General features: G+C 54.3%; 25 protein-coding genes and 1 CRISPR repeat array (1 of these 26 running past the window's edge). Of the genes, 24 read left to right on the plus strand and 1 reads right to left on the minus strand.

Going from position 1 to position 21,270, the window contains the following annotated elements:
* Nucleotides 1–621 precede the first annotated feature (621 nt).
* The 9 genes from ACH50O_RS21440 to ACH50O_RS21480 all read left to right on the plus strand — a co-directional run bounded on the left by ACH50O_RS21440 (nt 622) and on the right by ACH50O_RS21480 (nt 7,612).
* Nucleotides 622–1,029 (plus strand): hypothetical protein, encoded by a 408-nt coding sequence (locus ACH50O_RS21440; protein ID WP_446809786.1) that lies wholly within the window; start codon nt 622–624, stop codon nt 1,027–1,029.
* Between the two features lie 12 nt (nt 1,030–1,041).
* A complete protein-coding gene (locus tag ACH50O_RS21445) occupies nt 1,042–1,575 on the plus strand; it encodes a hypothetical protein (RefSeq protein WP_446809787.1) in 534 nt (177 codons plus the stop codon).
* A 33-nt stretch (nt 1,576–1,608) separates the two neighbouring features.
* Complete coding sequence (locus tag ACH50O_RS21450) at nt 1,609–2,745, plus strand: ABC transporter permease (protein ID WP_446809788.1); 1,137 nt, start codon at nt 1,609–1,611, stop codon at nt 2,743–2,745.
* 1 nt (nt 2,746) lies between these two features.
* The gene (locus ACH50O_RS21455; protein ID WP_446809789.1) at nt 2,747–3,448 is read left to right on the plus strand and encodes an ABC transporter ATP-binding protein; all 702 of its coding nucleotides are present in this window, start codon (nt 2,747–2,749) and stop codon (nt 3,446–3,448) included.
* Nucleotides 3,445–4,533 carry an HlyD family secretion protein gene (locus ACH50O_RS21460; RefSeq protein ID WP_446809790.1) on the plus strand — a complete coding sequence of 363 codons (1,089 nt, stop codon included), beginning with the start codon at nt 3,445–3,447 and terminating at the stop codon, nt 4,531–4,533. The genes ACH50O_RS21455 and ACH50O_RS21460 overlap by 4 nt, the downstream gene beginning before the upstream one ends.
* Nucleotides 4,530–6,011, plus strand: a complete 1,482-nt coding sequence (locus tag ACH50O_RS21465; protein WP_446809791.1) for an efflux transporter outer membrane subunit — start codon at nt 4,530–4,532, stop codon at nt 6,009–6,011. The genes ACH50O_RS21460 and ACH50O_RS21465 overlap by 4 nt, the downstream gene beginning before the upstream one ends.
* 84 nt (nt 6,012–6,095) lie before the next feature.
* Complete coding sequence (locus ACH50O_RS21470; RefSeq protein ID WP_446809792.1) at nt 6,096–6,509, plus strand: GFA family protein; 414 nt, start codon at nt 6,096–6,098, stop codon at nt 6,507–6,509.
* Nucleotides 6,510–6,558: 49 nt separating this feature from the next.
* Nucleotides 6,559–7,215 (plus strand): Gfo/Idh/MocA family protein, encoded by a 657-nt coding sequence (locus ACH50O_RS21475; RefSeq protein ID WP_446809793.1) that lies wholly within the window; start codon nt 6,559–6,561, stop codon nt 7,213–7,215.
* Complete coding sequence (locus ACH50O_RS21480) at nt 7,145–7,612, plus strand: Gfo/Idh/MocA family protein (protein WP_446809794.1); 468 nt, start codon at nt 7,145–7,147, stop codon at nt 7,610–7,612. Before ACH50O_RS21475 ends, ACH50O_RS21480 begins: the two co-directional genes overlap by 71 nt.
* 13 nt (nt 7,613–7,625) lie before the next feature.
* Here ACH50O_RS21480 and ACH50O_RS21485 read toward each other — a convergent pair whose 3' ends face one another.
* Nucleotides 7,626–8,495, minus strand: coding sequence for a WYL domain-containing protein (locus tag ACH50O_RS21485; RefSeq protein ID WP_446809795.1), 870 nt, complete (start codon nt 8,493–8,495; stop codon nt 7,626–7,628).
* 338 nt (nt 8,496–8,833) lie between these two features.
* Between ACH50O_RS21485 and ACH50O_RS21490 the strand changes: the two genes are divergently transcribed.
* The 15 genes from ACH50O_RS21490 to cas2e all read left to right on the plus strand — a co-directional run bounded on the left by ACH50O_RS21490 (nt 8,834) and on the right by cas2e (nt 19,987).
* A complete protein-coding gene (locus ACH50O_RS21490; protein ID WP_446809796.1) occupies nt 8,834–9,073 on the plus strand; it encodes a type II toxin-antitoxin system Phd/YefM family antitoxin in 240 nt (79 codons plus the stop codon).
* Nucleotides 9,073–9,354 (plus strand): type II toxin-antitoxin system RelE family toxin, encoded by a 282-nt coding sequence (locus tag ACH50O_RS21495; RefSeq protein WP_446809797.1) that lies wholly within the window; start codon nt 9,073–9,075, stop codon nt 9,352–9,354. The genes ACH50O_RS21490 and ACH50O_RS21495 overlap by 1 nt, the downstream gene beginning before the upstream one ends.
* A gap of 27 nt (nt 9,355–9,381) precedes the next feature.
* On the plus strand, nt 9,382–9,639 hold the full coding sequence (locus ACH50O_RS21500; protein ID WP_446809798.1) for a DUF2442 domain-containing protein: 258 nt from the start codon (nt 9,382–9,384) through the stop codon (nt 9,637–9,639).
* Nucleotides 9,640–9,651: 12 nt separating this feature from the next.
* Nucleotides 9,652–12,375, plus strand: a complete 2,724-nt coding sequence (gene cas3 / locus ACH50O_RS21505) for a CRISPR-associated helicase Cas3' (protein ID WP_446809799.1) — start codon at nt 9,652–9,654, stop codon at nt 12,373–12,375.
* A 229-nt stretch (nt 12,376–12,604) separates the two neighbouring features.
* A complete protein-coding gene (casA, locus tag ACH50O_RS21510) occupies nt 12,605–14,179 on the plus strand; it encodes a type I-E CRISPR-associated protein Cse1/CasA (RefSeq protein ID WP_446809800.1) in 1,575 nt (524 codons plus the stop codon).
* Nucleotides 14,180–14,749 carry a type I-E CRISPR-associated protein Cse2/CasB gene (gene casB, locus ACH50O_RS21515; RefSeq protein WP_446809801.1) on the plus strand — a complete coding sequence of 190 codons (570 nt, stop codon included), beginning with the start codon at nt 14,180–14,182 and terminating at the stop codon, nt 14,747–14,749.
* 16 nt (nt 14,750–14,765) lie between these two features.
* Complete coding sequence (cas7e, locus tag ACH50O_RS21520) at nt 14,766–15,833, plus strand: type I-E CRISPR-associated protein Cas7/Cse4/CasC (RefSeq protein ID WP_446809802.1); 1,068 nt, start codon at nt 14,766–14,768, stop codon at nt 15,831–15,833.
* Between the two features lie 9 nt (nt 15,834–15,842).
* Nucleotides 15,843–16,625 carry a type I-E CRISPR-associated protein Cas5/CasD gene (gene cas5e, locus ACH50O_RS21525; protein WP_446809803.1) on the plus strand — a complete coding sequence of 261 codons (783 nt, stop codon included), beginning with the start codon at nt 15,843–15,845 and terminating at the stop codon, nt 16,623–16,625.
* Nucleotides 16,625–17,503, plus strand: a complete 879-nt coding sequence (cas6e, locus tag ACH50O_RS21530; RefSeq protein ID WP_446809804.1) for a type I-E CRISPR-associated protein Cas6/Cse3/CasE — start codon at nt 16,625–16,627, stop codon at nt 17,501–17,503. Before cas5e ends, cas6e begins: the two co-directional genes overlap by 1 nt.
* Nucleotides 17,504–17,561: 58 nt before the next feature.
* Complete coding sequence (locus tag ACH50O_RS21535) at nt 17,562–17,705, plus strand: hypothetical protein (RefSeq protein WP_446809805.1); 144 nt, start codon at nt 17,562–17,564, stop codon at nt 17,703–17,705.
* A 6-nt stretch (nt 17,706–17,711) separates the two neighbouring features.
* A complete protein-coding gene (locus ACH50O_RS21540; RefSeq protein ID WP_446809806.1) occupies nt 17,712–17,996 on the plus strand; it encodes a BrnA antitoxin family protein in 285 nt (94 codons plus the stop codon).
* A gap of 183 nt (nt 17,997–18,179) precedes the next feature.
* A complete protein-coding gene (locus tag ACH50O_RS21545; RefSeq protein ID WP_446809807.1) occupies nt 18,180–18,449 on the plus strand; it encodes a type II toxin-antitoxin system Phd/YefM family antitoxin in 270 nt (89 codons plus the stop codon).
* Complete coding sequence (locus tag ACH50O_RS21550; RefSeq protein WP_446809808.1) at nt 18,450–18,746, plus strand: type II toxin-antitoxin system RelE/ParE family toxin; 297 nt, start codon at nt 18,450–18,452, stop codon at nt 18,744–18,746.
* A gap of 10 nt (nt 18,747–18,756) precedes the next feature.
* Nucleotides 18,757–19,668, plus strand: a complete 912-nt coding sequence (gene cas1e / locus ACH50O_RS21555; RefSeq protein WP_446809809.1) for a type I-E CRISPR-associated endonuclease Cas1e — start codon at nt 18,757–18,759, stop codon at nt 19,666–19,668.
* Nucleotides 19,649–19,987 (plus strand): type I-E CRISPR-associated endoribonuclease Cas2e, encoded by a 339-nt coding sequence (gene cas2e / locus ACH50O_RS21560; RefSeq protein WP_446809810.1) that lies wholly within the window; start codon nt 19,649–19,651, stop codon nt 19,985–19,987. Before cas1e ends, cas2e begins: the two co-directional genes overlap by 20 nt.
* Before the next feature lie 252 nt (nt 19,988–20,239).
* Nucleotides 20,240–21,270: direct repeats of the CRISPR family, unit length 29 nt; unit sequence GCGTTCCCCGCACCCGCGGGGATGAACCG; it runs 2,723 nt beyond the window's last position.

A 21,270-nucleotide genomic window follows, 5' to 3' on the forward strand; every position in this document is an offset into this window, starting at 1 on the left:
CGCTGCATGCCGGATTGATGCACCGACTTCATACCCATTCTGAGCCTTGCCTGCGTTTCAGGCGAATTATTTTGCCCCTGTTTGCCGTTGGTATAACCAGCACAGACCTTAATCGTTATAAGCAATGACTGCGCCAAGCTCTTTTGGTATTAAGTTGCCTGCGATAACGGATATAAAAGGATGCTTCCCTTGTCCAAGGCGCCAGTGATTCCGAAGATTCCGGACTAATTTCCGGCGGCACCGGCCGGTAAAACAGAGGTCATAGTGTGTTATTTGGTGTATCCACCGGTTTATTTAAACCATCAGTTCCGTTTTATAAGCGCACCGAACGGGCCGGTATGGAGCTGTGCTCACCGTAGCGAGGTCATTAGCTTGATAAGGGCTGCAAACGTTAATTGGCATGGAATTGGCTTTCCCTAACCAAAAAGCATCGGAAACCAAGGCTATGTGGGCGTGCAAACGTACAGACAGCGAATGGCTTAGTCTGTATTTCTGACGGATGCTAAATATTTTATCGTTTGGATTGCTGCCGTTTAACCGCGAACAGCGCCAATTTCAACATGATCTCTATCGCTCACTGTCCGTTCAGGACAATGTTGGGTTTTTTCTCGGGAGAAAAACATGAAAACACGAATAATGCTAACCGCAATGTTATTTGCGGCCGCAAGTGTTTACAGCGGGTTGAATTGGGCGCACGGAGTTGGTGGTCATGGCGGTGGCTATCACGGCGGAGGTTACCACGGGGGCGGTCACGGCGGTTTTGGTTTTTATTTCGGCGCGCCTTTTTACTCGTATCCTTATTCTTATTACGGCTATCCCTATTATCCGTATTATTCGGCGCCACCGGTGGTCGCGGTGCCGACAAGTCCACCGGTTTACATCCAACAGCAGCCGGCGGTAAACCAGCAACAGGATGCCGCCGCTTATTGGCATTATTGCCATAATCCCGAAGGGTATTATCCTTACGTTAAGGAATGTCCCGGCGGTTGGCAATTGGTAGAGCCCACGCCACCGGCACCACCCCGTTAAAGGAGAATTGCGATGTCACATTTTTCAAAAGCATTGCCAATCACGATGATATTGCTGGCGGCCGGCTGCGCCAGTTTGCCCAATGGTCCCAGCGTGCTGGTGTTACCCGGCAGCGGTCAGTCTTTCGATCAGTTTCGCGCTGACGACGCGATTTGCCGGCAATTTGCCTATGCGCAGGTGGGTGGTATTACAGCTAATCAAGCCGGCGTGAATAGCGGGGTCGCCAGTGCCGCAGTCGGCACAGCGGTCGGCGCGGCTGCGGGTGCGGCTATCGGCGGTGGAGGCGGTGCGGCGATTGGCGCCGGTGCCGGTGCCGGCTTAGTCGCCGGCAGCGCGGTCGGTGCCGGCACCGCCGGCAGTTCGATGTATGCCACGCAGCAGCGTTATGACGTGGCCTTCATCCAATGCATGTATGCAAAAGGCCATCAGGTGCCGGTATCCGGCAGTTTTTCAAATGCCGTGCCGCAACCGAGCGCGCCGAAAGCTGCCGGTGCCGCCATTCCGCCGCCACCGCCTGGCTCACCGCCACCGCCGCCTCCGAAATAAGATTGCGCTTAACGGGATTAGAGTTGGCTAGGTATGAAAGGTATTCTAAGGATTGCATTCAAGTTACTCGTCAACGACAAGGGTAAGTTCGCGGCGCTGCTGATCGGCATCACATTTGCGGTTTTTTTGATGGTACAGATGACGTCCATCTTTGCCGGCGTCTTAAAAAGCGCATCCTCGACGGTGACCAATATAGGCGCCAAAATCTGGGTGATGGACCCGGCGGTTACCACCGTCGCCAGCAGCATACCGATGCCGGATTATGTATTGGATGCCGTGCGCAGCATCGAAGGCGTCAAATACGCGGTGCCTTTATTCTCCGGCGGCGCCACCTTAAAGTTGCGTAGCGGGGTGTTTCAGTCGGTGACGGTACTGGGCCTGGACGATACCAGTTTGTTTGGCCGGCCGGAGTTGCTGGAGGGCAATATCGAAGACATTTTTGCGGAAAACGGTTTTATCGTCGTTAAGGATGTCGAATACCAAAAGCTGGAAAATCCGGCATTAGGCACCGAATTTGAGCTCAATCAACACCGCGGCGTGATTGTCGGCATCGCCAAGGTGGCCTCCAATGGCTTGTTCGGTATCCCCACGCTTTACACCACCTACAATCGTGCCATTCAATACATACCCTCCGCCCGTTTTACCACCTCGTACGTGTTGGTCGAACCCAAAACCGACAGTGATATAAACACTATCAAACAAGCCGTCAGCAAAATGGGTTATCGGGCGGTCACCAGCGATGAGTTTCGCGACAACATCTCCACCTATTACAAGTACAAAACCGGATTGGGTACCAACATCCTGTTTATGACCGTCATCAGTTTCGTGGTCGGTTTATCCATTTCCGGACAGACCTTCTACACCTTCATCCTGGAAAACCTTGATAAATTCGGCGCCTTAAAAGCCATCGGCGCGAAAAGTCACGAACTGATCGCGATGATCGTATTCCAGGCCGGATTCACTGCGTTGACGGGTTATGGTTTGGGCGTCGGTTTATGCACTTTGATGATCGCCATCGCTAAGCTGCGCCTGCCCAACTACGCCAGCATGATTACCTATACCAACCTCGGGGTCGCGTTTGCGATGGTGTTGATCATTGCCGTTATCTCCAGTTATATCGGCGTGCGGAAAGTGCTGAAGATCGAGCCTTTCGACGTGTTCCGAGGTTGATATGTCCGCGATAGCCATTAGCGCCCGAGAACTGGTAAAAACTTTCGGCGAAGGCGACGCCAAAACCTATGCGGTTAGAGGCGTGGATTTCGAGGCGAGTTTCGGGGAGATATTTTTCCTGGTCGGCCCTTCCGGCAGCGGTAAAACCACATTGCTGAGCATGATCTCCGGCATTCTCAAACCTGACGCCGGCAGTGTGCTGATCGATAACACCGATATTTGGCGCCTGGAAAATGATGTGCTGGCGGATTTTCGCCTGAATCGAATCGGTTTCGTGTTTCAGGATTATCACCTGTTCCCGCGTCTGACCACGGTTGAGAATGTGGCGATTCCGTTGATTCTGAAACGGCGCGACTGGGACGAAGCCATTCGCGAAGCGATGGCGTATTTGGAGGTGGTCGGCCTCAAGTCCCGCGCCAATCTGCCCCCATTCAAATTGAGCGGCGGCGAGCAACAGCGGGTGGCCATCGCCCGGGCCATGGTTAGTCAACCCGATATTTTGATCTTTGACGAGCCAACCGCGTCGCTGGACGGCGATTCCGGAAGGAAAATCATGGCCTTCATCAAGAGCCGGATCGTCAGCGAAAAACGTTGCATTCTGGTGGTGACCCATGACAACAGAATCTTCGAATACGCCGATCGCATTATGAAAATGGAAGACGGCAGGGTGACCGCCATCGAAGCAAGCGGGGAAGTCAGATGAATAACAAAATAATCTTTATTTTGTCGGCTATCGGCGTCGCGACTGGCTTGGCCAGCGCCTATTTTTACAGCACTGAAAAAAAACTACCGCCGCCGGTATTCAACCCGGCGCCGAATCCTTATGCCAAGGGCATCTACGCCAACGGCATAGTCGAGAGCTATCAACTTAACGGCGAGAATGTCAGCCTGTATCCGGAAGTCAGCGGCGTGGTCACGCAGATACTGGTCAGCGAAGGCCAAACAGTGAGCAAGGGTGCGCCGCTGATTACCCTGGACGATTCCGTGCAAAAAGCAACGACCGCGCAATTAAAGTCGCAGGCCGATGCCGCGCTGCTCATGCTCGAAGAACTCAAAGCGCAACCGCGGAAAGAAGTGCTGGCCGTAGCCAAAACGCAAATGCTGGCGGCCGAGGCCGGTTTTATCAGTGCCAAAACGCAGATGGAAAAACAGCAGAAGTCGTTCGAGTTGAATCCGCAATCGGTGAGCCGAGACGTTCTGGATAATACGGTGAATGCGGCTAAGGTAGCCCAAGCCAATTTCGAAGTGGCGCGGGATCAGTACGAACTGACCAAGGCTGGGGCCTGGAGCTACGACATCAAAAACCAGGAACAGCAATCCCAAACCTTGTATCAGTCCTATCTGGCGGCGAATGCGTTGTTGGCAAAATACACGATAAAGGCGCCGGCCGACGGCGTGGTACTGTCCATTAAGGCGGCAGTCGGTAGTTATCTGTCGCCGCAAGGGGTGTATGGCGCTTATACCGAGGATTCGAATAACCCGGTACTGGTCATGGGCGCCGCGCAAAACCAGCTAGCCGTCAGATGTTATGTCGACGAAATTCTGATCCCTAAGCTGCCGAAGGCGGAGCGGATGACCGCCAAAATGTTCGTGCGCGGCACCGATACCAGTATCCCGCTGGAATTTGTGCGAGTACAGCCTTACGTATCCCCAAAAATCCAGTTGTCGGATCAAAGAACCGAACGGGTCGATGTGCGGGTGCTGCCTATCATCTTCCGCTTCGACAAAACGCCTGAGATGGCGGTGTATCCAGGGCAGCTGGTTGACGTATATGTGGGGGAAAAATGAAAGCCCGCGGTAGCTTGCCGGTATTGCTGCTAATGACGGGGTGCATGCTGGGGCCGGATTTCGAAAGGCCCGAACCGCCGCCGGTGGCGGCTTATGTCAGCGGCGAGGTGCCGGCAGCTACCGTTGCGGCCAACGGCGTGGCGCAACATTTCGAGATGGGCGGCGAACTGGCCGGCGATTGGTGGCGATTGTTCAAATCCGCCAAGCTCGACGCGGTGGTTAAGGACGCCATTGCGAAAAATCTTAGTCTGCAGGCGGCACAGGCCAATTTGCGGCAGAGCCAGGCGACGCTGCAGGCGGGTTACGGCATTTTCTATCCGCAGGTGGACGTGGGCTTCAGCCCCAGCAGGCAGAAATTCTCTTCCGCGCGCTTTGGCGGCACCTCTCCCGGCAGTATCTTCAATCTTTTCACCTTGTCTTCCACCGTCAGTTATACCCTGGATGTTTTTGGCGGCGAGCGGCGCAGCGTGGAAAGTTTGGAAGCCCAGAAGGATTTGCAGCGCTATACGGCAATAGCCACATACTTGAGTTTGAGCGGCAATATAGTCAACACCATTATTGCCCGGGCAGCCTACCTTGCCGAAGTCGATGCCACGCAACAGCTGATTGAGTTGTTGCGCAAACAAATCGTGGTCACGGAAGCCCAGGTCAAGTCCGGTACCGCGCCGTATTTGAATATACTGAGCTTGCGCAGTCAGTTGGCCTCGCTGGAGGCGACGCTGCCGCCGCTGAAACAAAAACTCAGTCAATCCCAACATTTACAGGCTAGCTTACTGGGTTTGCCGCCGGCAAATTGGAACCCACCCGATGTTGGACTGGAAGAGCTGACGCTGCCCGCCGATATTCCGCTAACGGTACCCGCCGAATTGGTGCACCAGCGCCCGGATATTTTATCGGCCGAGTCTCAACTGCACAGCGACAGCGCAAAAATCGGCGTGGCTACGGCCTCGCTGTTTCCCACCATCAGCTTGAGCGGTTCCTACGGTTACAACAATCACTCGTTGGCGGAATTATTTATCAGCAACGGCAATATATGGGCCATGGCCGCTAATTTTGCGCAACCGCTGTTTCACGGCGGCACCCTGTGGTTCAACCGCAAAGCGGCGATAGAGACCTATCAAAGCACCTTGGCCAATTATAAGCAAACCATCATCAGTGCCTTTGCCCAGGTTGCCGACAGCTTGACGGCGCTGACGCATGACGCCGAAACCCAAGCCGCCCAACTGCAAGCGCTGCAAACGGCTCAGGAATCGCTGGGGCTGATCGATGCCAATTATCAAGCCGGCTTAGTCAATTATTTACAGGTACTGACCGTCAACGGCCAGTATCAGCAGGCCAAAATCGCTTATCTGCAAAGCTTGGGGCAGCGCCTGCAAGACACGGTGGCGCTGTTTGTCGCCCTGGGCGGGGGATGGAGCAAATCGGCTATCAATGCCGCCGACTCGGTAGAGACTAAAACGCCGCTGGAAATGCAATAGTTAGAGCTTAGTGATGCGCCGAGCTAAAATATTTCGCGGGCGGCATCCTAAATATTTTTCTATATTCGAATAACTGGAGTTCTTATGTCTCAAATCACGTTGAAAGGCGGTTGTCTGTGCGGCGCCGTGCAATACGAAGCCAATGGCGATCCGCAACGCTTTTATCATTGCCATTGTGGACGCTGCAGAAAGTCTTCCGGGACCGGGCACGCGACCAATTTATTCCTGTCAAATGCAACCTTGGCCTTTACCCGGGGCGAATCCCTACTGAAGCGCTATAAGGTTCCCGAAGCCATACGTTTTGCCCGTCAGTTTTGCAGCGAATGCGGCAGCGCGGTTGCGCGCGTCGTCCCGGAAATCGACGGCGTTATGATTCCGGCGGGTTCGTTGGACGACGAGGCGCCGATCATGCCGCAGGCGCGCATTTTTTGGGATTCGCGTGCCGACTGGTCGTGCGACGGCGACAGTTTGCCACGCTACTCCGAGTATCCGGGGTGACCGTTCGCTGTGTCGTTTGGCTTTGTGTCGGGTATCAGGTTAATCGGTCGTGAGGTTTAAGCTAGACGAAGTCCGCTGGGGCATGATCGGTTGCGGCGCGGTGACCGAACAGAAAAGCGCGCCGGCGTTTAACAAGGTCGAACACTCGCGGCTGGTCGCGGTGATGCGGCGCGATGCCGGCAAGGCCAGTGATTACGCGGCACGTCACGGCGTGCCCAAATGGTATGCCGACGCAGAGGCGTTAATCGACGACGCCGAAGTCAATGCCGTCTACGTGGCAACGCCGCCGTCAACCCATGCCGAATATGCCGTCAAAGCCTTACGGGCCGGCAAGCCGGTTTATGTGGAAAAGCCGATGGCGTGTAACTACTCGGAATGCTTGGCAATGACGCAAGCGGCCGCTGCCGCGGGTTTGCCTCTGTTAGTGGCTTACTACCGCCGTGCCTTACCGTACTTTTTAAAGGTCAAAGAACTGGTCGAGACCTCGGCGGTCGGCACTGTCCTGGCGGTCAATATCCGGCTGATCCAGTCGCCGCGTGCTGCCGACTTCGATACGCACAATCCGCCCTGGCGCGTGCGTCCTGAAATCAGCCGGCGGCGGCTATTTTTTCGATCTGGCCTGCCACACGCTGGATGTGCTGGATTTCATGCTGGGACCGGTCGCGGCCGCGCAGGGTTGCCGCGAAAATCGCGGCGGTCTTTATAGCGCCGAGGATACGGTCGCGGCGTCTTTCCAATTCGAAAACGGCGTGATCGGCTCGGGTTTTTGGTCTTTCGCGGCCGCAGAGTCGGCGCGTGCCGATACGGTGGAGATTTTAGGAGCGAAGGGATACATCCGCTTTTCCACTTTCGCGTTCACGCCTATCGTGGTTGACGACGGCTGTACTGTTAACGAATACCTGCCGCCGAATCCGCCAAACATTCAATTGCATTTGATCGCCGCCATCGTCGCCGAGCTGCGCGGCCTGGGCCGCTCGCCGTCGAACGGCGAAACGGCCGCGCGAACCAGTTGGGTGATGGACAGCATAATCGGCAAGCGGCAGCGAGGCGCGGATGCCGATAACGCGGACGTTAAGGGAACCCACGCCAACATAGCGATTTAACGGGCTACGCAGCTTAGTTAAAATCGATAAAGGCGTTTAACTCCGCGCGATTGAGCAAAACGATTTGTTGCGACATGGCTTCACGCTGGAAATCGTCTTTGCCGATGCGCAGCGCCAACAAAAAATACGGTAACAATGCCGCTCTGACTTGCGTCGAAAAATACCCGTCCGTCATCCCGTAGTCGCGTTCCACCGCCTGCTGTTGGGAGTCGCTCAGGCCGGGATGCGGGCCGATATGCACGGGCAAAAAGGTTACCCAAGCCGTGTCTAGCGGGATGGGCGTATCTGGTTTGCCTTTTAAGTCAGCGGCATGCACCCGTGCCAGCACAAAATCTCTAAACTCGCCATGGGTCAGGCTAAACGCCCGCATATGCCAGCGCAAACCGTCGAACACCAGTGTTTTGGGTTGCACCAGACGGGTTGCCGGTTGCGGTGTGGTCATGGATTGATAGCCGATCTCCAGCAGCAACCCGAAACGAGCCGCCTGCAATACCGGCCGCAACACGGCAATATCGATATGCCGCGTCGGCGGTTCCACTATCGCCACGGCCGGTAAATTGCTGATCAGGGTCAGTATTGATGGCGGCGAATTCTGCGTCGCCTGCAATACCTGCAAACACTCCTGCGGGTGACCGGTGATCAACAGCGGCACAAATTGCTCGGTAATCAGATAGCGCTTCAACGAGCGGTCGTAACGCAGATTGTCCGGCCGTAGCGATAGATACAGCGCAATGTCTTTGGTGGCTTGCACCCGGCTAATGGCGAAGGTTTCGGTCAAAAAGTTGGTTACCAACTCCCCTGTCCAGAAAACGGTGGCTTCCAGCAGCGTCAAGCGCTGGCGCACGTCCCACTTAAGTAATAAATCCTGCTCGGCATTGCTCATGAACATATGCAAACTTTATTTGCATGACAATTAAGTTGTGATGTACAGTTTACCGCAATTATTCAATGGTCAACCCGTTACTTACCGATGAATGCCAACAAACGACTACGCTACTTGGCGGCGGATAAGGCCCGTCAGATAAGGATTTTCAATCAAATCAGGGATTGCGCATGACGGCATCGTATTTCCATTATTGGGGTAAAGCTAAACCAGACACGGCAACCGGCGATCACTGGCGTACCGTGTTGGGCAGCAAATTAGCCGCAGCAAGGCAATAGGTTTGTGGGTCAAAAATGATTAAAATGGACAAATTAGTCATTTTTTAAGCGGAGGATTTTATGAAAACCATCAATGCTACCCAAGCCAAACAAACTTTCGGCGAACTGTTGAACAGCGCCCAGCAGGAGCCGGTTGCCATTCAGAAGCATCAGAAAGATTTTGCAATTCTATTGTCGTCGGCACGTTACCAGGAGTTATTGGGGTTTGAAGATACCTGTCTGCACAACTTGGCCGTATTAGCCGAACAGGAAGGTTATATAGGTGCCGATGCCGGTAAGGGTTTATTGGATAGTATTTGATGTGCCAGATTGATTTCACCAAATCGGCAGAACGAAGTTTGCGGAAACTGGCCGAATCGGATCAGCGAGTTGCCAAGCAGATCAAAATCAAACTCCTGGCTTTACTGCAAGAGCCGCAACCTCAGGAATCGCTAAAGATGGTCGGCAACCCCGAGTATTTGCGGGTTCGCGTCGGTAAATACCGGATTATTTACCGCTTTGACGATGCCATGCTCTACGTCGTGCTGATCGCCAAGCGAGAAATTGTTTACGAAGAATTTGCCCGGCTGATGCCGCGATGAAAACCTTTAAGTCACGGAGCGCAATGCATGGTTCTGCACGTTATAGATGTTGAAACTCTCCAAAACTACGAACTGAAACTGACGTTTAACAACGGTGTTACCGGCATTGCCGATTTAAGCAACGCATTGTGGGGAGAAATGTTCGAGCCATTATCAGACCCGTTGTTATTCAACCAAATTCGGCTTGACCCGGCATTGAGCACCGTTAGCTGGCCAAACGGTGCCGATTTGGCGCCGGAATTTCTGTACGACTTGATTCAACCGATCAATAACTTGGAACAATAAGCGAGGCCATCAATGTCAGATACACGGTTGTATTACCAGTATTGGGGAAAAGCCAGGCCGGAAGTTGGCGACGGGCCGGCTTACCATCTGCTGCCGTACCATTGTTTGGATGTGGCGGCGGTGGGTTGGTTTTGGCTGGCTCCAGATAAACCGGTGTGTAAGCAATTGGCTGCGCAATTACACGTTGAGCCGGAATGGCTTCAATGTTGGTTTACGTTTTGTCTGGCATTGCACGATTTGGGCAAGTTTGCGCGAGCCTTTCAAGGCTTGAGAACGGATTTGTCGAATGAGTTAGTCAAGCCGAATCCTCGAATGACTTACTCGTCTAAAGAGCAACGCCACGATACCTTGGGATTTGCTTTGTGGCGGGGCATGCTGCAAGAAAAACTGGCTCTAGAACTTCCTGCCAACGAAGCGGCTTGGATCGCCAAAATCGATCCGTGGCTGGAAATCGTTACCGGCCACCACGGCATGCCGCCGAAATTGGATAGCGTTCGGCTTTGTAATTTCTTCGAGGCCGACGACGAACAGGCTGCGTTTCTCTTTTTGCTAGACATGCAGGATTGCTTGCTGAACGGTTTTAACTTTCAACCGTTGGCGGATAAAAACCTGAGCAAACGTTTAAAACCCTTGTCCTGGCAACTGGCGGGCATCGCGGTATTGGCCGATTGGTTGGGGTCGAATCAAGAATATTTTGAGTATTGCGACCAATCGATGCGGCTTACCGAGTATTGGCAAACCATCGCCTTACCCAAGGCCGAGCAAGCATTGGCAGGATTACCGAAGCTACCTGTTGCAGGGCGATTCGAATCGGTGCAAAGTTTGTTCCCATTCATTCAACATCCGACCCCGCTACAACGATACGCCGCCAAAGAGCCATTGACTGTTCAACCTCAGCTCTTCATTCTTGAAGACGTCACCGGTGCCGGCAAAACCGAAGCGGCGTTGATTTTGGCGCAACGCTTGATTGCAAAAGGTCTGGCCGACGGTTTGTACATCGGCTTGCCGACCATGGCCACCGCCAATGCTATGTACCAGCGCTTGGGCAAGGTTTACCGCAGTTTTTATGAAACCGGCGCACAGCCGTCGCTGGTATTGGCTCACGGCGCCCGCGAATTATCGCAAGCATTTCGCGACTCGGTAGTGCTGGCCGAGCAAACTCATGCCGACGCCGATTATCAATCTGGCCGGTTCGAGAAAGATCAGGAGTTGAGCGCGACGGCTTATTGCAATGCCTGGTTGGCGGACAGTCGCAAGAAAGCTTTGTTGGCAGATGTCGGCGTCGGCACGCTAGACCAAGCCTTGTTGGCGGTGTTGCCGGCAAGGCATCAATCGCTACGTTTGCTGGGCTTGGGTCGCAAAGTGTTGCTGGTGGACGAAGTGCATGCCTACGACAGTTACATGCAAAAGTTACTGTCGGCGCTACTGGAAGCTCATGCCAGCCAGGGCGGCAGTGCAATTTTGTTGTCGGCCACCTTGCCGCAAACCATGCGCGAAAATCTGACGGCGGCTTTTCATCGCGGACTAGGGCTGGAGGCGCCGGGTTTGACCGATCCGGCGGACTACCCGTTGGCGACGCACATCCCAGCGGTAACGCTGGAAACACCCATCGATACCAGACCCGAAGTCAAGCGCACGGTTCGCGTTAGGCGCTTGGACAGCGAAGATGAGGTCATCGCAAAAATTCGCCAAAGTGCCGAGCAAGGCCAATGCGTTTGTTGGGTGCGCAACACTGTCAAATCTGCTCGGCAGGCTTACCAAAAGTTGCTGAATGAAGGCGTTCCCGCCGAACGCTTGAGTCTGTTCCATAGCCGTTTTGCGATGATAGACCGGCAGGCCGTCGAAAACCGCACCTTGCAAACCTTCGGCGAACCGTCGGGGCATGACGGCCGCAAAGGCCGAATCCTGATTGCTACCCAAGTAGTCGAGCAATCCTTGGATTTGGATTTCGACATGCTGATCAGCGACTTGGCGCCGATCGATTTATTGATCCAACGCGCCGGCCGTTTGCGTCGGCATATTCGCGACGAGCATGGCAATCGCTTGCGGGATTCCGGTGCCGTGGACGGTCGCGGCGAACCGGTGTTCTATCTATATGCGCCGACGCCGTCGGAGGATGCTGGTGCCGATTGGCTGAAACCGGACCATGCCGGCACGCAGGCGGTTTATCCTCATGTCGGCCAGCTTTGGCTGTCGGCGAGTTTGTTGGAAAAGGGCCGTTTCACGATGCCGGACGACGCCCGTGATTTGATTGAAGGTGTTTATTCCGACGAAGCGCAAGCTCGAATACCGCTGGCGTTGCAAGAAGCTTCCTTCGATGCGGAAGGCAAAACCATGGTGCAGCGAAGCATGGCGGACTTGAATGTTTTGAAGCTGGACAAAGGTTATACCTGGAAAAGCGGCGATTGGGACGAGGAAACCAGAATCCCGACTCGTCTTACCGAAGAAGAAAATATTTCTGTGGCGTTGGCAGTATTGGTTGACGGCGATCTCAAACCCTACGCCGATGTAGAACGTTATGCGTGGGCGATGAGCACGATCAAATTGCCGGAACGCGAATGGAAAAAGGTCGGCCGGCAGATTTCCGACGAATTGAAACAGCAGATTGAAACATTAAAAAACGAACAAAAAGCCTTGCGATGGCTGGAGGTTTTGCCATTGGTGGAAGGGCAAAGCCTGTATTCGGCGACGGATGGATTTGTCGGGGAAGTCCCCGCGGGTGCGGGGAACGTATGAGTTGCTTCACCTAATGAGGTCAGCGAAGCGGTTCATCCCTCAGTGGCGGATTGTAGTGCCTAGAATCTCGCCATGGAAACTTTTTTGAAGGTCATTCATGGGGCAGATCAAAGATCTAATTGATGCGATCAACGCTTTTGCGCCGAACCCGCTAGCGGTTATTTGTTTGGCTTTGGTGCTTGCAATCATAGTGGCACTGAAGATGTGATTTCATAAATGGAGGAAATGCATGAATTTAATTACCGATCCATGGATACCGGTCATTCGCCAAAACGGCCAATTTGACTGGATCGCGCCCTGGCAAATCGCCGAAACCGAAAACCCGGTGATCGAAATCAACGCACCGAGGCAGGATTTTCAAGGCGCGATGTATCAGCTCTTGATCGGTCTGCTGCAAACCGGATTCGCGCCGGACGACGAGGAGCAATGGTTGGAATATTGGAAGGAAGCACCAACTCCCTCTGAGCTGCAAGCCCGTTTTGCCACGCTCTCGCCGGCATTCGATTTGTTCAGCGACGACGGTCCGGCATTTTTGCAGGATTTGGACTTGCCGGACGGCGAAGCCAAGCCTATTGCAGCGCTATTGATCGAAGCGCCAGGCGGCAAAACGCTGAAAGACAATCTCGACCACTTCGTCAAACGAGGCTTGGCGAACCAGCTTTGCCCAAGTTGTGCGGCTACTGCTTTATTTACTCTGCAAACCAATGCACCATCTGGCGGGGTCGGGCATAGGGTCGGTTTGCGCGGCGGTGGGCCGTTGACGACCTTGGTGCTTCCCAAGGCCAGCCAAACCATGCTGTGGCAAAAGCTGTGGTTGAACGTGTTCAATCAGGAAGACCTGCAATCGGTGGATAAGCTGGAAAGCTCCGTTATGCCCTGGCTGGGCAAAACCCGTACTTCCGAAAAAGGCCAAATTACCACGCAGTCCGATGTTCATCCGCTGCACGCTTATTGGGGCATGCCGCGGCGGATTCGCTTGAGCGAGCCTTCTGAGTCCGGCTGTTGCGATTTGTGTGGAAGCCATGCCGAATCGCTGTTCCGCGAATACCGCACCAAAAACTACGGCACCAATTACGATGGCGCTTGGCAACATCCTTTGACGCCTTACCGTCACGACCCGAAAAAGGTCAATCTACCATTGTCTTTGAAAGGCCAGCAAGGCGGCCTGGGTTATCGGCATTGGTTGGGTTTGGCGTTACAGGACGACAGCAACGGCGATAAAGCCGCGAAAATTGTTCGGCATTACAATCAGGAACGTGGTCGCATGTTGGCCGACAAAGGCGGTGCGGCGCTGTGGTGCTTCGGTTACGACATGGACAACATGAAGGCGCGCTGCTGGTACGAAGCGCGGTTTCCGGTGTTTTACCTGTCGGCACAACAACAAACCGATTTGATCGCTTGGGCGGGCGAGTTGATCGACGCGGCACGGGAAACCGTGAAGATTTTGCGTAACGAGGTTAAAGCCGCCTGGTTTCGCCGCCCGGAAGACGCCAAGGGCGATATGAGCCAAATCGACGCACAATTTTGGCAAGCCAGCGAAGCCGAGTTTTTCCGGCTTTTGGACAGCTTGGCTACCGCACCGGGCGATGGCGGCATGGCGCCCGCCGAAATTTACGCCGACTGGTTGAAGGTGTTGATTGCCAAAATGCTTCAAGTTTTCGAAGTCGCAACCTTAACCGCCGTGCCGGAGGACCTAGATTTGAAACGCATCGTCAACGCCAAAAAGTCCATGTTGAGCCGTTTTCACGGCAACAAAACCATCAAACAATTGAAAACCCAGGCCAAAACGGAGGAGGTTGCCTAAATGAGCGAGAACTATTTTTTAATGCCGGAAGAGTTGAAGGCTTTGCTGGCTTGGCATCGCTGGTTGAACGGCGATGACGGTGATCGAGGCGGCAATCGAGGCGACCGCGCCCGTCTGCGCCGGGCCGAAATGCCGGAAGACATTCTACTGACCGACGCTTTTTTTCATTTTTTGAGGCAAATGCCGGACGGCTTTCCGCAAAAAGTTGCATCCGAGCAGCGCTTGCAGGTCGCGGCGACGATTGCCGGTTTGCTCGCGCACGTCGAAGCCAACGATGCCAGCGGCCGCTTTGCGACGCAACTGGGCGCAGCCAAAGACAAGGCGAAGCCACCGATGAGCGAATTGCGCTTTCAGCAATTGCAGAAAAGCCCGACCGTCGACGATTTCTACCGGCGCATGCTACGCGCGATTCGCTTGCTCGGCAAAACCGCCAATGTCGTATCGCTCACCAACGACGTCATTCATTGGCACAAGGAATTCAATCAACCGTTAGGCCGCCATCTCGATGTCAGCAAACGTCTTGCAGTGCGCTGGGCCACCGACTATTTCACAGCTTTACCTAAAAACTAACCTCAAGGAGAGATACATGAGCCGTTTCATTCAATTGCATTTGTTGACCGCTTACCCGCCCGCCAACCTGAATCGCGACGATCAAGGTAGCCCGAAGACCGCGAAGATGGGTGGCTACGACCGACTGCGGGTGTCGTCGCAATGTCTGAAAAGAACCTGGCGCACATCGGACATGTTCCAAGCGGCGGTTGGCGGTCACTTGGGTACGCGCACCAAATTGCTCGGCCTGGATGTATACAACAAGTTGCTGGAAGGCGGCGTTAAAGAAAAAGACGCCAAGGAATGGAGCAAGTCTATCGCCGGCATATACGGTGCGTTGAAAAAAGCCGATAAAAACGATCCTTTAGCCGAATTGGAAATCGAACAATTGGTGCATGTCAGCCCAACGGAACGAAAAGCATTGGAAGCATTGACCGTAAAACTGGTTGCCGAGCAGCGGCCACCGGAAAAGGACGAATTGAACTTGCTGCGCGCCAACGAACAGGCAGTGGATATAGCCTTGTTCGGCCGCATGCTTGCATCCAGCCCTGCGTTCAACATCGAAGCCGCTTGCCAAGTGGCGCATGCCATTAGCGTGCATCCGGTGGTAATCGAAGACGATTATTTCACCGCCGTCGACGATTTGAATAACGGCCAGGACGACATGGGCGCCGCCCACATCGGCGAAACCCGCTTCGCCGCCGGCTTGTTTTATGCCTATATCTGCATTAACCGCGAATTGCTGATCAAAAATTTGGGCGGTAACGTTGAGCTTGCCAATAAAGCGATACGCGCCTTGACCGAAGCCGCCGTCAAAGTGGCGCCGGAAGGCAAGCAAAACAGCTTTGCATCCAGGGCTTATGCTTCCTTCGTGTTGGCGGAAAAAGGCGACCAGCAGCCGCGTTCGTTGTCGGTAGCATACTTAAAACCCATTGGCCGCGAAACTGATGATTTTGCCGTTCAGGCGATCGCTGCATTGAAAGAGCAGAACAGCAGCTTCGACGAAGTTTATGGCGCTTGCGCGGACAGCCGTTACGAGCTGAATGCCTTGCCGTCACAACGCCAAGGCACACTAGTCGGGTTACTCGACTTCGTCGGCCAATAGGAGCCGGTCATGGACCTATTGTTATTCCGTTTATACGGGCCAATGGCGAGTTGGGGCGAACTCGCCGTCGGCGAAAGTCGGCATAGCGCCAATTACCCCAGCAAGTCGGCGATATTGGGTTTGGTCGGCGCAGCGTTGGGCATCGAACGTAGCGACGAAGCGCAACAAGCCGGATTGCAGCATGGTTATCAAGTGGCCGTCGAAGTCTTTAGCACCGGCCAATTGCTGCGCGATTACCATACCGCCCAAGTGCCGGACTCGGCTGGCAAATTCGTTTATCGCACCCGCCGCGACGAACTGGTGTTGGGTAAGGAACGCTTGGGCACGATATTGTCCAGCCGCGAATACCGTAGCGATGCCTTGGCCGTCGTCGCCTTGCGCGCCTTGCCGGAAGCGTCGTTCAGTCTGGCGCAAATCGAGGAAAAACTGCGCAAGCCGATATTCCATCTGTATATGGGGCGTAAATCCTGCCCGTTGGCGGCGCCGTTGAATCCGCAATTGCTGGCGGATCAGGTCGATATGTTGTCTGCCTTCAAAGCGTATTCACATAAACCATTATTGCCGCGTAAACAGATCGATGGCGAAGCGGGTCAGCCGGTTCAGCAAGACCGTTATTGGTTGAATACCGGTGGCGAGCGCCACTATTACTGGGAAGGCGAGCCACAAGACTTTGCCAAGGACATCGACTTACAACGCCGGCAAACCCGCGTTCGCCACGACCAACCCTTGTCGCGCAAACGCTGGCAGTTCGCGCCGCGCCAGGAACATTATTTTTATCAGGGAGGCGAGTGATGTATTTTTCCAGGGTCAGGATACGTCCGGATATTTATAAATCTTCGCAGTTGGCGAGGGTGTTGGAAGGCAACGTTTACGGTTGCCACCAATTGCTATGGGATTTGTTCCCCGAACAGGACAAACGAACTTTTCTTTACCGCGAAGAAATTGCTCGCGAGCAGATCGGTCCAGCGCCGAGGGTACGCGGCGAACCGGTGTATTACATCGTTTCGCAAGCCAAGCCCGTGGAAGCCGCAAGCTCATTGTTCAAAGTTGAGAGTAAGGAATATGCACCTCAATTGAGCCAAGGCCAATGCCTGCAATTCGATTGCCGGGCCAATCCCGTCGTCAGCCGGCTGGGTAAAAAGCATGATGTGGTGATGGACGCCCAATTTCAGTTTTTAACGTCGTTGGTCAAATCGCATGGATTGGAAAGTAGTTTGCCTGCCAAAACCGACAAAGGCGTTTACAAAAAACTGTTGCTGGACAAGGGCGGGGCTGCGTTGGAGGCGGAATTATGCGAATTATTGGCTGCGGATCGTTGCTACGCCGAGCGCTTGGGGCAAATTTCCGGTTTGGCCGACAAGCTGGAATGGGCAGTCAAAGCCCACGTCGATCAAGCATTGACCAATTGGATGAGCAAACAAGGCGAACGTTGTGGATTTGTTTTAGCGGCCGACAAAGACGGCTTAGCCAAGTTGCAAAACACTGCTTACGCCTGGCACGGCTTGCAGCAAAAAACCACCAAAAAAGGCGAAAAATCCGGCTTCAGCTCCGTCGATTTCACTGGCGAACTGCAAATTACCGATCCGGAAAAATTCCGCCAAACCCTCTTCACCGGCTTAGGTCGGGCCAAGGCGTTCGGTTGTGGGCTGTTGATGGTCAAGCGGTTGTGACACAGGCAATCGTATAACGGATGCTTGTTGAACCTTATTAATGTACATACAATAATTCATGCAAATAGTTTTTGATCTGCAAAAAGACCTGATTAATTGGGAAAAACATGGCGTCAGTTTGGCGTTAGCTAATCAGCTTGAATGGGATTGGTTGCTGATGATTGATGACCGGAAAGATTATGGTGAAACCAACGTGAGGTAAAACGTTATGCCGCCTATTTCAACTCCTAGTTTTCATATACCCAGCGATGAAGAAGATCGGGCCATCAATGCTGGCATCGCCGGCGATCCAGATACCTTTGAGGTCAGCGACGCTCAGTTTGCCCAAATGCGTCCGGTTAAATTAGGGCGGCCGTTTGCCGAGCAAACCAAGGAACGGATCACGATTCGCCTATCGCCGGAGGTGTTGGCGGCATTCCGCGCTACCGGTGCAGGATGGCAAACGCGGGTGGATGAAGCGCTGAAACAATGGTTAGCCGATCATTTGACTTGAATGAATCTCTGTCGATTTCACAGGCAAACTGCAAAATACTGGCCCAATTGCCGTTTTGCCCTGTCTCAAGACTTGGGACAATCTGATTCCGTTGGCGATGGGTTTTTGGCAATCTATTGAATCTAACAGCACCTGTTAACAGGTGCTAAAATCAGGCCATTGTAATCAGCCAGAGCAAATACCATGAATATTAAATTCTCCGAAGACGTCATTCCGCTCAGCGACTTAAAAGTTAACCCCGGCAAGGTCGTCAATCAGGTAAAAGAAACGCACCGGCCGGTGTTGTTAACCAGCCGGGGCAGGGGCGTGGCTGTGGTGCAGGATCTGGAAGACTACGAAAAAAATCAGGAAGAACGGGTTTTCATGAAAGCCGTCGCACAGGGTTTGATGGATGTCAAAAACGGTCGAGTCATGGAGTTGGCGGATGTCAAAGCCAAGCTGGGTATCGGCTAAATGAAACTGCTGATTGCCGATTCGGCTTTCAACGACCTCGTGGACATTAAAACCTATTATTTGGAGCAAGGCGTCGGACACATCGGCGATAAGTTTGTCACCGAGATCATTTCCCATCTCGAAATCCTAACCGAGCATCCCGAGATTGGTCGGATAGTGCCTGAATTTTCCGAACCCCCTATTCGCGAGCTGATTCATCCGCCATTTCGTGTTGTTTATTGGTTGGACAATCAGATTATCCATGTCATCAGAGTCTGGCGTAGCGAGCGCTTGCTGCAACTGCCTGACTTAAACTAAAAATTGCTGCATGCTCCCACCCTTAAAACCCATCGCCATGAAAGAACGCGTTTCCCTGGTATTCATCGAAAAAGGCCAAATTGACGTCAAGGACGGCGCCTTTGTCGTCATCGACGAAACCGGCATCCGCACCCACATCCCGGTCGGCTCCATCGCCTGCATCATGCTGGAGCCGGGCACCCGCGTTTCGCATCATGCCGCCGCGCTGGCCGCCAGGGCAGGGACCTTGCTGGTCTGGGTCGGCGAAGCCGGCGTCAGGCTGTATGCTGCCGGCCAGCCGGGCGGCGCGCGCTCCGACCGCTTGCTGTACCAAGCCAAACTGGCGCTGGACGACGACGCCCGCTTGAAAGTCGTGCGCAAGATGTACGAAATCCGTTTCGGCGAAAAACCGCCCGAACGCCGCAGCGTCGAGCAACTGCGCGGCATCGAAGGCGCCAGAGTCAGGAAGCTGTACCAATTGCTGGCCAAACAGGCCGGCGTGGAATGGAAAGGCCGCAATTACGACCATTCCGAATGGGACAACAGCGACACTGCCAACCGCTGCCTCAGTTCCGCCACCGCCTGCCTGTACGGCATCTGCGAAGCGGCGGTACTGGCCGCCGGTTATGCGCCGGCCATCGGCTTTATTCATACCGGCAAGCCGCTGTCGTTTGTCTACGACATTGCCGACCTGTTCAAATTCGACGACATCGTCCCGCATGCCTTCAAAATCGCCGCCAAGAATTATCCCAACCCGGAACGCGAAGTCAGGCTGATGTGCCGCGACGTGTTCCGGCAAAGCAAAATTCTGCGCAAGATCATCCCCACCATCGAAGAAGTGCTGGCGGCCGGCGAATTGGAAGTCCCCAAACCGGCCGAGGAAAACATTGCCCCGGCCATTCCCAACGCGGAGAGCATCGGCGATGTTGGTCATCGTAGTTGAAAACGTTCCGCCTCGGTTGCGCGGCCGTTTGGCGGTGTGGCTGATCGAAATTCGCGCCGGCGTTTATGTCGGCGACCTGTCGGCCAAGGTGCGCGAGATGATCTGGTCGCAAATCGAGGATGGCTTGGAAGACGGCAACGCGGTGATGGCCTGGTCCACCAATACCGAATCGGGTTTCGATTTTATGACGCTGGGTAAAAACCGGCGCCTGCCGGTAGAACTGGACGGCCTGAAATTGGTGTCGTTTTTTCCGATGGAAGACGATGAAAACCGGCAAACCCCGGTTTCGCCCCCACCTTCCGGGCGCGGGCAGCGGTGACGGCAAAAAACAGCGAAGCAATTTACAACCCCGCCGTTACCGATATGCACAAATCCAGCTGAAATCGTCTAGCCGGGCTTATGCCGTAGCGAGGGTATGTGTTTTTTCAGGCTTCCAAGCAGCAAACGACACCGGATAACGAAAACCGGGCTACGGTTTTTACACGCTTTTTAACAACTCGGAAAAGGCAAAAAATTCGGTAGAAATTTAGCCGGGTTATTTTTATATGCGTAACAATAAGTTACGATTAGTGCGTTCCCCGCACCCGCGGGGATGAACCGGCTTATGCATGTTAGTCAAGTGCCGAGAATGCGCGTTCCCCGCACCCGCGGGGATGAACCGGCAAAACCGCTAAAAATATCCCGACCGAAGAAGCGTTCCCCGCACCCGCGGGGATGAACCGATTCTCTATTGCCATATACCTCGAATACAGAGGCGTTCCCCGCACCCGCGGGGATGAACCGTCAAACTGATACCACAGCCGCGCCCGATCCAGGCGTTCCCCGCACCCGCGGGGATGAACCGCCACAGACAGCTCGGGTACTGGCGCAAAAGACGCGTTCCCCGCACCCGCGGGGATGAACCGCACTTAAACATTTGGTGCAACGCGAAAAACGCGCGTTCCCCGCACCCGCGGGGATGAACCGTTCTATTGTCCATCGTTGTTTCCTATGTATAGGCGTTCCCCGCACCCGCGGGGATGAACCGCTGCCGCCTTTAAACCGCCGTCTATCATGTCGGCGTTCCCCGCACCCGCGGGGATGAACCGCGGACGATGTTATCGACGGCCAAAGCGCGCCAGCGTTCCCCGCACCCGCGGGGATGAACCGCCAGCGGCGACAACAAGGCGGCCTTCATTAACGCGTTCCCCGCACCCGCGGGGATGAACCGCAAAAAGCTACCCATCCGCTATACGGAATATCGCGTTCCCCGCACCCGCGGGGATGAACCGTCTTGCGTATAAATCGCCGACACTTTTAAATGGCGTTCCCCGCACCCGCGGGGATGAACCATTACAAACATTGATCCTAAGAAACAGGTTAACGCGTTCCCCGCACCCGCGGGGATGAACCGATTGCAGTCGTTGGTTTACACTTAACACGTTCGCGTTCCCCGCACCCGCGGGGATGAACCGGTAGCAATGAGCCTTCGCCAAGCGACATTTTCGCGTTCCCCGCACCCGCGGGGATGAACCGCAACCGGCCATGCGGTAGCGGTGGCATTCAACGCGTTCCCCGCACCCGCGGGGATGAACCGACTTATTGACAGACATGCCCTGGCTG

The sequence above is a fragment of the Methylomonas sp. 2BW1-5-20 genome, from assembly GCF_052474515.1.